14 protein-coding genes are annotated in these 13,693 nt (G+C 47.5%); 13 read left to right on the top strand and 1 reads right to left on the bottom strand.

All coding sequences use genetic code 11. The annotated features are described in order from the left end of the window. From OCV69_RS04410 to OCV69_RS04360, 11 genes are all read left to right on the top strand, one after another. The gene (locus OCV69_RS04410; RefSeq protein ID WP_158357958.1) at positions 1-2,010 is read left to right on the top strand and encodes a sigma-54 interaction domain-containing protein; all 2,010 of its coding nucleotides are present in this window, start codon (positions 1-3) and stop codon (positions 2,008-2,010) included. An 83-nt stretch (positions 2,011-2,093) separates the two neighbouring features. After that, positions 2,094-3,683, top strand: a complete 1,590-nt coding sequence (gene nhaC / locus OCV69_RS04405; RefSeq protein WP_158357960.1) for a Na+/H+ antiporter NhaC — start codon at positions 2,094-2,096, stop codon at positions 3,681-3,683. 18 nt (positions 3,684-3,701) lie between these two features. Further along, on the top strand, positions 3,702-5,072 hold the full coding sequence (locus OCV69_RS04400) for an amidohydrolase (RefSeq protein WP_158357962.1): 1,371 nt from the start codon (positions 3,702-3,704) through the stop codon (positions 5,070-5,072). Further along, a complete protein-coding gene (locus OCV69_RS04395; protein ID WP_158357964.1) occupies positions 5,073-6,887 on the top strand; it encodes an FAD-binding protein in 1,815 nt (604 codons plus the stop codon). It abuts the gene before it with no gap. After that, on the top strand, positions 6,888-7,196 hold the full coding sequence (locus tag OCV69_RS04390; protein WP_158357966.1) for a 2Fe-2S iron-sulfur cluster-binding protein: 309 nt from the start codon (positions 6,888-6,890) through the stop codon (positions 7,194-7,196). Positions 7,197-7,215: 19 nt separating this feature from the next. Further along, on the top strand, positions 7,216-8,049 hold the full coding sequence (locus OCV69_RS04385) for an L-2-amino-thiazoline-4-carboxylic acid hydrolase (protein ID WP_158357968.1): 834 nt from the start codon (positions 7,216-7,218) through the stop codon (positions 8,047-8,049). Further along, positions 8,046-8,957, top strand: coding sequence for an L-2-amino-thiazoline-4-carboxylic acid hydrolase (locus tag OCV69_RS04380; RefSeq protein ID WP_262426586.1), 912 nt, complete (start codon positions 8,046-8,048; stop codon positions 8,955-8,957). The genes OCV69_RS04385 and OCV69_RS04380 overlap by 4 nt, the downstream gene beginning before the upstream one ends. Positions 8,958-9,131: 174 nt before the next feature. Then, positions 9,132-9,419 (top strand): 30S ribosomal protein S6, encoded by a 288-nt coding sequence (gene rpsF / locus OCV69_RS04375; RefSeq protein ID WP_022272762.1) that lies wholly within the window; start codon positions 9,132-9,134, stop codon positions 9,417-9,419. An 18-nt stretch (positions 9,420-9,437) separates the two neighbouring features. After that, positions 9,438-9,929, top strand: a complete 492-nt coding sequence (locus tag OCV69_RS04370; RefSeq protein ID WP_022272761.1) for a single-stranded DNA-binding protein — start codon at positions 9,438-9,440, stop codon at positions 9,927-9,929. 22 nt (positions 9,930-9,951) lie between these two features. Next, the gene (rpsR, locus tag OCV69_RS04365) at positions 9,952-10,218 is read left to right on the top strand and encodes a 30S ribosomal protein S18 (protein ID WP_022272760.1); all 267 of its coding nucleotides are present in this window, start codon (positions 9,952-9,954) and stop codon (positions 10,216-10,218) included. A gap of 214 nt (positions 10,219-10,432) precedes the next feature. After that, positions 10,433-10,639, top strand: coding sequence for a DUF1858 domain-containing protein (locus tag OCV69_RS04360; protein ID WP_022272759.1), 207 nt, complete (start codon positions 10,433-10,435; stop codon positions 10,637-10,639). A gap of 66 nt (positions 10,640-10,705) precedes the next feature. On the opposite strand, the gene OCV69_RS04355 is transcribed toward OCV69_RS04360, so the two are convergent. After that, positions 10,706-11,482 (bottom strand): adaptor protein MecA, encoded by a 777-nt coding sequence (locus OCV69_RS04355; RefSeq protein WP_158357972.1) that lies wholly within the window; start codon positions 11,480-11,482, stop codon positions 10,706-10,708. A gap of 185 nt (positions 11,483-11,667) precedes the next feature. Here OCV69_RS04355 and OCV69_RS04350 point away from each other — a divergent pair, with 185 nt between their 5' ends. Continuing rightward, positions 11,668-13,086 carry a serine/threonine protein kinase gene (locus OCV69_RS04350; protein WP_262562995.1) on the top strand — a complete coding sequence of 473 codons (1,419 nt, stop codon included), beginning with the start codon at positions 11,668-11,670 and terminating at the stop codon, positions 13,084-13,086. Then, positions 13,032-13,634, top strand: coding sequence for a hypothetical protein (locus tag OCV69_RS04345; RefSeq protein ID WP_158357976.1), 603 nt, complete (start codon positions 13,032-13,034; stop codon positions 13,632-13,634). The genes OCV69_RS04350 and OCV69_RS04345 overlap by 55 nt, the downstream gene beginning before the upstream one ends. The last annotated feature ends 59 nt before the right edge of the window (positions 13,635-13,693 follow it).

The raw sequence follows: 13,693 nt of genomic DNA, 5'->3' as shown, positions 1-13,693 counted from the left end.
TTGACGAGAAAAAAGGTAATAATTGCATGTACCCGCAGGCGGGTATCGGAAACCATAAGGATTCAATTGACCGAATTGATTGGGGAATATGCGGACGTAAGCCTGCTGGTAGTCAGTGAGAATTCCATTAGTGGAATCAACTGTGATTTGGTGGTTGCGATCAGCGATGAGGTTGCCAAGTGGATTGCCCCATTCCTTATGGAGGGGACGGAGATCATCGTTTTAAATCTGACAATCCCGAGGGATACTTATGACCGTTTAATGGGAACAGAAGGGGAGTCAAGGGCGATTGTTGTAAATCACACACGCGAATTTGCAATGGAGACGGTGGCCCTTTTGTATGCCCTGGATGTGAAGAATATTGAACTGATTCCGTATTATCCAGGCTGTGCAGAGGACTATTCGGATATTACTCTGGCAATTACCCCCAACGAATTAGCCATTGTACCGCCGTATATAAAAAGAATCATTGATATAGGAGAACGCCGCCCGGATCCTTTGACACTTATTGAGATTTTTAGCCGTCTGGACTGTCTTCAGAGTGAGACGATTGAAAGGATTTTTGCATATGGAAAAAATGTGATCTCTGTAAACCGGGGAATCGCGGAACTCACAAGGAATGGACATGGATCAGGATTAAATCTCCGGCAGTTTCTTGAGGGAATACCAGAAGCGGCTTTTTTTCTGGATGAGAAAAAGGAAATTGTCCTGCTGAATTCGATGGCCCAGGAGTTTTCGGGGAGGTCATATACATACACACTTCAGAGAAATATTTATAACCTGATCCCGGAACTGGAGATGGTGTCCAGAACTAAACAGGATATAGAAGATGTGCTTCTGCTGAGAGGTGGGAAAAAATATCTGGTTACATGGAGATATTTTTCTAAAGGAGCCTTGGAAAGCAGCCTTCTGACTATTAAAAATTTTGAAAGAATCCGGGTTCTTTATGCAAAATATGGGGGAGAGAAAAGTGGCAGAAGTGAATTAAAATACAGCTTCAGCGATATAATAGGTTCCAGCAGGGCGATGGAGGCTTTGAAAAACAAGGCAGCAAGGTTTGCCAATACAGACTTCCCAGTACTGATCCAGGGAGAAAGTGGAACGGGAAAGGAGTTGCTGGCCCAGGCGGTCCATCAAGCATCCCAAAGAAAAAATGGCCCCTTTATTGCGTTTAATTGTGCTGCCCTGGCAGATTCACTTCTGGAAAGCGAGTTATTTGGATACCAGGAGGGAGCTTTCACAGGAGCCAGTAAAAAAGGCCGGGCTGGGATTTTTGAGATGGCAAGTGGAGGAACTTTATTCATGGATGAAATCGGAGATATTTCTCTGAATCTCCAGGCTAAAATTCTTAGGGTACTTCAGGAACAGGAGGTGGTACGGGTTGGAGGAAGTCAGGTGATTCCTATTGATGTACGGATCATATCCGCAACCAACTGTAATCTTCAAAAGCTGGTAGAGGAGAAAAAATTCCGATTAGATCTTTATTACCGTTTGAATACCCTGATTCTCCAGACAGTTCCGCTGCGTGAAAGACCTGGGGATATATCGGACATGCTTCTTCACTTTTTTAAAAAGAACAGGATTAAAAAAAATATTCACCAGGACGCAATACGGTTTATGGAACAATATGACTGGCCTGGAAATGTTCGGGAACTCCAGAACGTGGTTTCTTATCTTTCTATCCTGGAAGGGGAGAATATTCATGCTTCTGATTTTCCAGAATATATGATGAGAAATGGAAAGAAGAGTGGAGATGATCCGGTTGCCGGAGTGGAAACAGAAACAGTGATCCTTGAATGTCTGGACTGGTATAGAAAAGAGGGGAAAAAGATTGGAAGGAAAGGGCTGGCAGAGAAAATAAAGGAGTATGGGGTTTTTCTGACAGAAGCAGAGCTTCGCCAGTGTCTGGAACAAATGAAATCAGCAGGGCTTGTTGAGATATATAAAGGTCGTGGAGGCACACAGATTTCAGAAGGTGGAAGAGAGAAACTGGGAAGGAAAAAGATATAAATAGACATAAATGGATTAATAAAATGGTTTAATTGGTTTTTGCAATCAATTAAACCATTTTTTGCGCGTAAAAATATCTGAAAATGTCGAAAATAAAGATAGAGGCAGGAAACAGATATAATGAAAATGGCTTGGCATGGGAATTGCTGTATTTTAGATTAGCAGCAGGCACTATAAAGCAGGTGGAAAAAGGAGGACATCTGTATTGTCTGACAATGGGAAGGATTCAAAAGAAAGGATGGGTTACTATGCAGGAAGCAAAAGAGAAGGTAAGTGTACAAAAGGCGCTGCTTATGGTAGGAGTGGCCTTACTAGTGATCATTATAGGAAAGCTGTTTTTGAAGCTGGACACGACGCTGGTTTTATTTATTTCATCAACAGCAGTCAGCATAATTGCGGTTCTTTTCTGCGGAACCAGCTGGAACAAAATTGAAGAGCAGATCTCCATAGGAATTAGACAGATGGGAGTTCCTGTAATCATTCTGATGGAGATTGGAATGCTGGTGGGGGCCTGGATGATCTCGGGAACGATACCAACGATCATGTACTATGGTATGAAGATCATGAACCCCAGATTTTTTCTGGTGCTCACATGTATCACCTGTTCTGTTATGTCTGTGGCTTCTGGAACATCGTGGGGAACATTGTCTACTCTTGGAGTAGCGCTTATGGGCGTAGCCCTCGGTCTTGGTATTCCCCTTCCTTATGTGGCAGGGGCGATTGTAGTGGGATCCTTTTTTGGAGATAAGATGTCCCCGTTATCAGATTCTACAATCGTGGCAGCAGCCTCCTGCAACGTAGAATTAACAGAACATATCCGCCACATGCTATATACAACAGTTCCAGGTTATATCGTATCCCTGGTTCTTTATCTGATTTTAGGAATGCAGTTTGGCGGCGGTACGATCCAGAACGAAGAATATACAGTTATTTTAGATACTCTTCAGGCAAACTTTGTAATAAACCCGATCATGGTTGTTCCTCCGATCATTGTTCTAATTTTAATATTAATGAAAAAACCATGTTTGCCTACATTTGCAGCTGGAATTGCATCTGCAATTGTCCTGGCAATCGTATGTCAGGGGACAGATCTTTCTTCGGCTATGGCAGCAGTTGTTTCTGGTTATAAACAGGAAACAGGAACAGCACTGGTAGATGGACTTTTAAACCGCGGAGGAATCAGCAGTATGCTTTCTACCGTGGGCCTGGTTCTGGCAGCAGGCGTATTTGGCGCTCCCATTAAGGCCACAGGGGCAGTAGAGGTGATTTTTTCAAAGGTAAAAAGCTTTGCAAAGACACCCAGACAACTGATGATCCTTTGCACGATCATGCATCCTGTATTTATTCTGATCGCGGTAACTTATTATGTAACGTACCCCGTTATGGGAGAAATGGTAGGTCCGATCTACGAAGAATATGGCCTGCATAAAAAGAATCTTACCAGGACCTTTGAGGATACAGGAACGATCAGTGCTCCGCTGATCCCATGGGGAATGGCGGGAGCGTTTATTACAACTACTCTGGGTATAACGCCAGGAGAATACTGGATGTACATGCCTCTGACGTGGATGTGCGCCCTGACAGGAATTGTACTGGCAATTACCGGAATTGGTGTTGCGCGTACAGACGGAACCATGATAACGCCACTCTTTAGGAAAAAAGCGAAAAAATAGAAGGGGGACAGATGGAACATGACCAGCGAGGGAATGATATGGATCAAAGCAAATGAGAAATTTCTTGGAGAAATCAGCGACACGATATGGGGATACGCGGAAACTGGATTAAAAGAATACAGATCTTCGGCATACCTGGAGGACATATTTGAAAAAGCCGGTTTTACAGTCAGAAGAGGCGTGGCAGGGATGGAGACCGCTTTTGTGGCAGAATATGGCTGCGGTCACCCTCATATCGGGCTGTTGGCAGAGTATGACGCCCTGCCTGGACTAAGCCAGGCAGTATCCCATGAGCAGAAGATCTATGAAAAAGTCCCCTGCGCTGGCCATGGATGCGGTCATAATGCCCTGGCTGCCGCTGTGACAGGAGGTGGCCTTGCGATTGCACAGGATATACAAAAGGGACAGGTTAAAGGAAAAGTCACTGTTTTTGGGTGTCCCGCAGAAGAGCTTCTGATCGGAAAGGGACGGATGGCGGAAGCCGGACTCTTTGATGAATGTGATGTCCTTTTGTCCTGCCATCCGAATGACGTGAATTATGTATGGGCAAGAACCAGTAATGCGGTATGGTCGGGGAAGTTTTCGTTTACGGGAAGAACTGCCCACGCCGCTATTGATCCCTACAATGGCCGGAGCGCTCTGGATGCGGTAGAACTGATGAATGTTGGAGCCAATTATTTAAGAGAGCATGTTACTCCGGATGTGCGTATCCATTATGTTATTACCAACGGCGGTGAAGTGCCCAATGTGGTTCCAAAGAGCGCCCAGGTCTGGTATACCATACGCGCCCAAAACAGAGAAAGTGTTCAGACTTTAAAGGCGAGGATACAGAATCTGGCGTTGGGAGCGTCGATTATGACAGAAACCACTTTTGAAACGGAGACAGTTTCGGACTGCTCGGATGTGCTTCGGAACAAGGTCCTGGAACAAGTCCTTCTGGAATCCATGAAAGAGACGGGAGCACCTGTCTGGACGGAAGAGGAGTATCGGTTTGCAGAAAGAATTTCTGAAAATGTAGCAGAGGGATTAAAGAGAAAGGCGCATTCGGAGTATCATCTGGATGGACAGGTGTACCGGGGACTCCATACAGGAATTTACGATGGGTTCTACCGGGAAGGAGAGACAATGGCAGTTTCTACGGATGTGGGGGATGCTAGCTGGCGCGTGCCCACAGGCGTATTTTCATTTGCATCTACGGTGATAGGGTCACCGGGCCATTCATGGCTGTACACATCCTGCTGCGGTTCTTCTATCGCCCGGAAAGGTGTCAGCATGGCTGCACAGGTACTTTTGAGAACGGCAGAAAAACTGTATGAAGACCATAAACGGATCATCATGGCAGCAGAGGAGTTTAAGAAAGAACAGACGGTACGGGAGGAGATGTTCTAAATGGTAACGATTAAAGAAAAAGTTTTTACAGATGTATTGGTTATCGGCGGTGGAGGAGCTGCCTGTACAGCGGCGGTGGCTTCTGCCCGGAAAGGTGCAGACACGGTTCTGGTTTCCAAGGGAAAGATTGGAAACAGCGGAAATACAATTATGATCGGCGGCTCTTACGGCATGGACGGAGAAAGTGCTTTTTATGAATATCATATTCCAGAGGCGGATCCATCCTTCACAAAGGAAGAATTATTCCGGTCCATCTGTAATGATGGATTTAATTTAAGCGACCAGAATATGGTGGAACAGTTTGTGGAGGAAAGTCCCCGTATTGTGTACGAGGTGAGGGAGTGGGGGCGAGAGGCTGGACAGCATTATAAGTTTTACCGCCCGGGGAACTGGGATGTATCGGGAAGAGGCATGGGACGTTCTCTTTTAAAGGGAGTAGAGAAAGAAGGCTCCATTCGTCTGTATGAAGATGTTATGATCATAGGACTTTTGAAAAATGGAGACAGGGTGACCGGGGCTGTGGGAATGGATTTATATGAGGGATGCCTTCTGCAGTTTGAAGCTAAGGAAGTAGTCCTTGGAACAGGTGGGTATCAGCCCTATTCCCTGAAAAATACGAATTCCGATATGACTGGAGATGGTCAGGCCATGGCTTATCGGGCAGGAGCCCGGCTGGCAGATATGGAATTTATGCTGTTTCTGATCACTGCTGTGGAGCCCAATGAGATGCGTGGCTCAATCCTTCCAGTTATATGCACATTCAGGGATGCGTTTGATTATGATCCCGTGGACCGGTTCGGCCAAAAAATAGAAATTCCCAATCAGTTGAGAGAAATGGAAAAAACGAGCGAGATGTGCAAGCTGGTACATATTTATTATTACGGAAAGGCTATAAGGGAAGGACGGGGAACGGAGAATGGAGGCATCTATTTCGATTTCCATCGTTTTACAGACCAGGAAATTGATCGGATGTTTGATGCTCTGATGGATCACTTTGACGGTTTTTATCCCAGGGGAAAGTACCATGGAAACGATATTCTGGAATATAAAAGGCTGGTAAAAGAAAAGAGACGCATTGAGGTGGGACTTTCCAGTGAATATAGCGTGGGAGGGATTCTGGTAGACGAAAATATGGATACGGGTGTTCCAGGTCTTTTTGCGGCAGGCGAATGTGCCAGCGGTGTCTTCGGCGCAAACCGCGTAGCTGATGCGGTGACGGAGATGCTGGTGCAGGGATATAAGGCTGGTACCGTGGCGGCAGAACGCGCGGCTCTGGAAGAAAAAGTGGAGAGCAGCCGAGATTCGGTAAGCATGATAACGGAGGGGATAAAAAGAAGGCTGGAGCAAAAGGGAGGATGCCGTCTGGGGGACCTTATTGCGCAGATGGAAAGTGTTTCCGATAAGACTCTGGGGCTTTGGCGGAATGAAGAGAGCCTGAATATAGGACTCCAGGCATATGACAGACTGGAAAAAGATCTGGAAAGCGTGGAAATCGCGGATAAAACCCTGGTGTATAACAGAGAGCTGATCCGTATGCTGCAGGCGGAAAATACTCTTTTATGTTCCCGTGTGGCGGCTGGAATGGCCCGAATGAGAAAGGAAAGCCGTGGACTTCATTTACGGGAGGATTACAGCTATATTGACAATGAGCACTGGCAGAAACGGATCATCAGCCATCTGGACGGTGGAAAGGATGTTCTGGAGACAAGAACTCCGATCGTAACAAGGGTACCACTGCGTCCGGAAAAAAAGGTAGATTACGAAACGTTTATCCTGGAAGAGGATCTTGGAATGGCAAATATGGAGGAGAAATAGATGGAAGTAAAAATTTACCGGTGGAATCCAGAGACAGATATGAGTCCCCATTACGATACGTTTCATGTGGAATTTCATAAAGAAGCGAGGAAAACGGTCATGAACCTTCTGGAGGAAATCGGGGATACCCAGGATGGAAGCCTGAGCTTTTATATGCATAGTGCATGTGGACAGGGGATTTGCGGACGATGTGCTGTTAAGGTTAACGGGAAGGTACGTCTTGCCTGCAACACAGTTCTGACAGGGGAGGACATTGTGCTGGAACCGGCCAATGAAAAAGTAGTGAAAGACCTGGTGGTAGAAAATTGACAGATGTGGAGGAAAACCTATGCATAGCGAAAATGAACTTGGATATCAGACTAGGTCTGATGGGTTTGGAATTTTGTATGGGGAAATAGCTGGTGCTCTGATCGAGCGATGCGGCAGAAATGGAATGGGGATCGTGCGCAAAGCGGTAGCCGCTTATGGAAAGAAAAAGGGAAAGAGGCTTCGGGAGCAGTATATGGGAAGTGGAGTGAGGACGGATCTCCATAATCTTATGGCAGCTGAGGATGGGTGCTGGAAGGATCCCCGGACTTTAAAGAAAACTGTAAGGGATACGCCAGAAGCACAGCTATGGGAAATATACAGCTGTCCTTTAGAGAAAAACTGGAGAGACAGGGGCAGAGAGGAAGCCGGGCGGCTTTATTGCGAGGAGTATCTGCATGCTCTTATGGATGGATACGGAGAAGGGGCTGGCCAGGCGAATGTTTCAAACAGCAAAACGTGCAGGAGAGATGACAGATGTGTTATGGCTATGTATTGCCGTACAGCCAACCAGAATGAAACACAAAAGGGAACTGGCGATGGGAATGGTATCATAAGAGAAATTCCAGTTGAAGAAAGCACTCTTTTATTATACAGGTGCTTTATAGAGGTAATGAAAGAGGAAAAGGACGCAGAGGTGGTGGCTGCTGTCACGTATGGAATAAAAAATGGCGCAGAGATCATGGCAGAAACCTTAATAAAAAAGGCGGATCATGTGGGGAGAAGTCTGGATGAGGATTTCCTTATGGAATTTTTTCCGTTTTGCCGGATGGAGGAGCTGAGGGAAGATCGGATCCTCAGACAGTGTTTCCTGCATGTATTTGACGAATGTCTGCAAAAGGGAGGCTGGTTATGAAGTATACATTGAACGAAATGCAGATTATGAATCTGGCAGATCATTATACATTGCTATATGCATTTCTGGGCAAAAGTCTTTTGGAACAGTGCGGAGAAAAAGGAGAACGGGCATTAAGGGAGGGAACACGCCGGTTTGGAAGAGACCGGGCAGAGGCCTTAAGAGCACGCCATCTGGATGCGAATGTAAAGATCAATATGCATAGTCTGTTTGCCGTAGGAGCAGATCTTCCTCCAGATCCCCGTTTTAAACGTGAACTCCAGGAATTGAATCCCCAGGAGAGGGTATCACATACGCTGTACTGCCCGATGGCCGCCCTGTGGAAGGAATACGGGGTAATGGAAATCGGACGTATTTACTGCGAGGAATTCCATCGGGCCTGTTACGGACATTATGCATTTGGATACACGAAAGTAAATCTGGCGAAGACACAGACTCAGCCGGAAGATGAATATTGTGCATTTAATGTGGTACTTCGGCCGGAGACACTGCCGGAGGAACTTCGGGCAGTATGTTTTGAGGAGTATGATCCGGAATATTCCGGGCCAGTGAAGCAACTGGCCCAGGCACAGGGTAAATCCGGATTCGGAACATTATTTATTAAATTGTATTTTCATATTGCCCAGGCAGCGGAGGATATTCTGGGAGATATGGGAAGGTCTGCGGTCTGTAAAGGGCTGGAGGACATGGCAGAAGAATGCGCAGATCGGCTCCTTTGTGCTGCAAGGGAGCAGGGGAAAGAGATGAGTCTGGACTTTATAGAAGCAAATTATCCGCTTAGAATGGATATGGATGGTGAGCCGCTCTGGAGTATTTATGGGAGTGGCGGGTGGAAAGAGGAAATGAAGAATCATTTCTGCAATAAGGTACAGAGAATATGTTTGGATAATGGGCAGCGCTTATTTTAAGGCTGCCTGTTTTCTGTGACGGGAAATGGAAGATCAGCTTAAAATGAAGAAAAAACAAAGAAAATACTTGCATTTTCCTCATATATTTGCTATGATGATTACCTGTGACATATTAATTCCTTGCTCTCGTTACTGAAAAGCGGGGGCCAGAGACCACAAGGAGGGAAAGAAACTATGAACAAATACGAATTAGCAGTTGTTCTGAGCGCAAAGCTTGAGGACGATGAGAGAACAGCCGCTCTGGAGAAGGTGAAAGGCTATATCACCCGTTTCGGCGGAACTGTTACAGATGTGGATGAATGGGGCAAGAAAAAGCTTGCTTACGAGATCCAGAAAATGAAAGAGGGATTCTACTACTTCATTCATTTTGAAGGTGATTCCAACTGCCCGAACGAGGTAGAGGCACATGTCCGCATCATGGAGTCTGTGATCCGTTACCTTTGCGTAAGACAGGACGCTTAATAAAGAAAGTGTGATTATATGAATAAAGTTATCCTTATGGGTAGATTGACCAGAGATCCCGAAGTGCGTTATTCCCAGGGCGAGCGTTCCATGGCCATTGCCAGATATACGCTGGCCGTTGACCGGAGAGGCAGAAGAAGCCAGGACGGAGACCAGGGTCAGACTGCGGATTTTATCAATATCGTAGCCTTTGACCGCGCCGGCGAATTTGCTGAGAAGTATTTCCGCCAGGGCATGCGCGTGCTGGTGTCCGGCAGGATCCAGACCGGCAGCTATGTAAATAAGGATGGCCAGAAGGTCTATACGACCGATGTGATCGTAGAGGACCAGGAGTTTGCCGACAGCAAGAACCAGGGCGGCGACAGCGGCTTTGGCGGCGGAAGCTATGGCGGGAACAATAACCGCAGCAGCTACCAGCAGGGGACAAGACCTGCTCCGTCCAGTGCCATCGGCGACGGATTTATGAATATTCCTGATGGAGTCGAGGACGAAGGACTTCCATTCAATTAATTCTGACAGGAGGTAATTAAAAATGGCATTTAATAAAGACGGCAAATCCGATTCTTCCAGAGTAAGAAGAGGCGGCATGCATAGAAGAAAAAAAGTCTGCGTATTCTGCGGCGATAAGAACGGCGAGATCGATTACAAGGACGTAAACAAGTTAAAGAGATACGTATCTGAGAGAGGTAAGATCCTTCCCAGAAGAATCACCGGCAACTGTGCAAAGCACCAGAGAGCTTTAACTGTTGCGATCAAGAGAGCAAGACATTTAGCTCTTATGCCCTATACATGTGAATAATATTTGACATGTGACAGCCCTGGAAGCCTGGTGTTTCCGGGGCTTTTTGCGGTCAGTGGGCATGCTCCGGACAGAGCGGAACGATTTCCGGGAGGATCCGGCGGCCATGCAGAATTTAGCAGCCCCTTTATATAAAATCCGCCTTGCCAAGTGAAACGAAAAGTATTATACTTTTTGTGTAGCAGTACAAAAGTATTAGAAGGAGGAACTGTTCATGCAGGTAACAAAGGAAACACTTATGGGAGAACTGCTCCGTGCAGATATCAATACCGCCAATATCCTGATGGCTGCTGGAATGCACTGTGTTGGCTGCCCGTCTTCCCAGATGGAATCTCTGGAAGAGGCTTGTGTTGTACACGGCATCAGCTGCGAGCAGCTTGTAAATGCCCTGAACGAGTACTTTGCGCAGAAAAACGCGTAGTTTTATGCCATAAAAAGGCTGCCGGTTCATATTCCGGCAGCCTTTTGCATATTTTTTTATTTATGCTCAGATCTTTGCCAAAGCTACCAGGGTGTTCTGCTTCACGATCACCTCATAATGCTCGGCATAATAGGCCTCGGCCGCCGGGTCCTGGCGGAGCCGGGTCCCGTACTCGGAAAGAAGATTACAGGTACGGCTGAAGGAAAGCTCATCGGAGCTTTCTTTTTTTAATACCAGATAATACCTTCCGCTCTGCGGGTTTTTATAGAGGACGCTGGAACCGGAGAAAACGGATCCGGTTTCTCTGGCGGCGGCACAGACCTGGTCTAAGGAGTCAAACTGATAGAAGCGGATGTATCGGGCGGGATCCGGAAGCTCTCCGTCGGGAGCCTTGGCGGCCTTCTGGGCCTGTGCATTTTTATCAGATACAGCCGGGGCGGCTTTTGCTCCTTCACCCTGGCCGGGGTTCTGGCTTCCCAGGAGGCTTAAAAGGGCGTCCGCGCCGTCCAGGAGCTCTGCGGTCAGATTTCCCACAGAGGGATCGTCGTCCTCATCGGCTGCGGAAAATTTAGAGAAGCGGGTGTCCAGCTCCTCGGGATCCTCGATCTTTGTGATGATGAGCATGACGCTGTCGTTGGCCATGGGGATGGCCTCCACCATCAGCGGGATATCCTCTGCCTCAAAGCCCACCTCCCTGGAGGCGCGCTGGATCATTTCGCGGAACAGGTTTCTGGCCTTTTCACTTCCGTAAGCCAGCTCATTCAGATTGACGTTCCGCACGCTTAAGTCAAAATTGCTGAGGGTACAGCGGATCTGGTTTTCATTGATACGTTCTATTTTCATTGGATCACTTCCTGTCTGTATAGATATATGTGAATGGCGAAAAGATACACTTTTACGCTTATAATATACTATATCCTATTCCGATTTGGCAATGATATGTGGAAAAATTATTAAAATTTTAAGGAATAGAAGAATCCTGTTGTAAAAGGTCAGATCTTGTATTAAAATAAAGGTCAGAGATTGTATTGCCGAAGGGAGGTGCAAAGATCGGAGAACACGTTCTGTTTGGTAAATACCGTCTGTGCAGGAAGCTGGGCGCTGGCCGCTCCGGGAATGTCTTTCTGGCCTGGCATACAGAGCTGGAGGAATACCGTGCGGTGAAGATCGTTCCAAAGACCATGGCCGACTATGAAACCTTCAGAAAGGAGGCCCTGTTCTTAAAAACGCTCCGCCATCCTGGGATCCCTCTTGTATACGACGTGGAAGAGGACTTGACAAACAGTTATCTTATCGAAGAATATCTGGAAGGCGAATCTTTATATGCCCTGGTGAAAAGCCTGGGCAGTCTGTCAATGAAAACGGCGGCTGAAATCGGAATTCAGGTGTGCCGTTTGATCCAGTTCATGAATACAGCAGATAATCCCATTTTATATCTTGACCTTCAGCCAAAGAACCTTCTGGTCTGTAATGGAGCAGTGAGGCTTATTGATTTTGACCACGCGCAGTATGCAGAGGATGTGACCGCTTTCGGGGAACGTTATGGGACCATAGGGTTTGCAGCGCCGGAGCAGTACCGGGGAGAGCCCCTGGACTGCCGGACGGACGTTTACGCCATTGGTGCGCTCTTATATTATATGTGCCGGGGAGAACCGCCCGGGAACGGCTTTTGTCTCGGGGACAGAAGCGATACCTGGGAGCTGGACCGGATCATCCGCGGGTGTATGGCCGCAGAAAAGGATGGGCGCTACCAGAACGCAGGGAAAGTGGAGCAGGCGCTTTGTGAATTAAAGACCGTTCTATCAGAAAAACATGCAATAGAATCTCTGACCATCGTATTTGCCGGGGCCAGGCCTGGGATCGGAACGACCCATGCAGCCTTTGGCATATCAACTTTCTTGACCCGAAACGGGTATCCAGCATTGTATCAGGAAGAATACGATACGGATGCTGTCCGGCTGTTCATGAGAAATACAAAAGCAAGACCGGACGGCGCCGGCGTATTCCACATCGGATCCTTACATATCCGTCCATACTATGGCAGAACAGTAAAAATGCCATATCGTTATTTTCCAATTATCATTAAGGACATAGGAACGGCCTGGCAGGGACAGGAGACGCTGCCGGAGGCGGACTTTTTTGTACTGGTATGCGGAGGGAAGTGGTGGGAGACTGCCCGCACACTGGCTGCATCCAGATACTTTTTAAGCCGCGGAAGGTGTATCCTCCTGTTTAATCATATGTCGGAGGACCTCCGCATGAAGCTGCCGGACGACCTTAAGGGGGTTCCATGTTTTTATCTGCCGTTTTTTGCAAATCCACTGAAGGAAGATCGGGATGCTGCGGCCTGTTTTAGGGAGATCATGACCACTGGAACAGGAGGAATGAAAACATGGGAAAGAAAAAAGAGACGCAGGGGCTTCTGGACCAGAAGACCAGGCTCATAGGGATCGCGGCGGCAGGACACAGCGTGGGCTGTACGCATTTTTCCATTATGCTGCTCAATTATCTGGCCGGTTACAGGAGAAGACGGGCGGCTCTTATGGAGTGGAACAGCACAGGCGACCTGGAACGGCTGGAGAAGGTCTGCACGGGAATGGTGCGGGAGAGCTCTGCCTACCGGGTCCTGGAGGCAGATTATTTTAAGCATGCCGGTCCCAGGGAGCTTGCCATGGCCCTGGGAGCCGGGTACGACGATATTCTGATCGATTTCGGCGTGCTGGAGGAGGGAGATACCGCAGAGTTTCTGCGCTGCGAAAAACAGTTCGTGGTGGCCTCCTTCAGCGAATGGCAGCAGGAAAATCTCCGGGAGTTCGCCATGGAAAGGGAGCGGACGGAAAAAGAGAGCTGGCAGTATCTGGCCGTTTTTGGCAGCGATGAGACCAGAAAAGAGTTTTGGAGACGTTTTGGCATCCTTTCCAGACGGATTCCGTTTTCAGCGGACGCTTTTTCTGTTACAGAGGAATGCGGAATATTTTTTGAAAAGCTGGTCTGACCAGGAAGAATACGCCGGCGGCGGGGAATATGTCACAGAAGCCCTCCAAAGGGTCCGCC

Origin of the sequence: Alitiscatomonas aceti, from assembly GCF_025567195.1 — a bacterium.
Classification (GTDB): domain Bacteria; phylum Bacillota; class Clostridia; order Lachnospirales; family Lachnospiraceae; genus Alitiscatomonas; species Alitiscatomonas aceti.
This window is presented reverse-complemented; position numbering and strand designations above follow the sequence as displayed.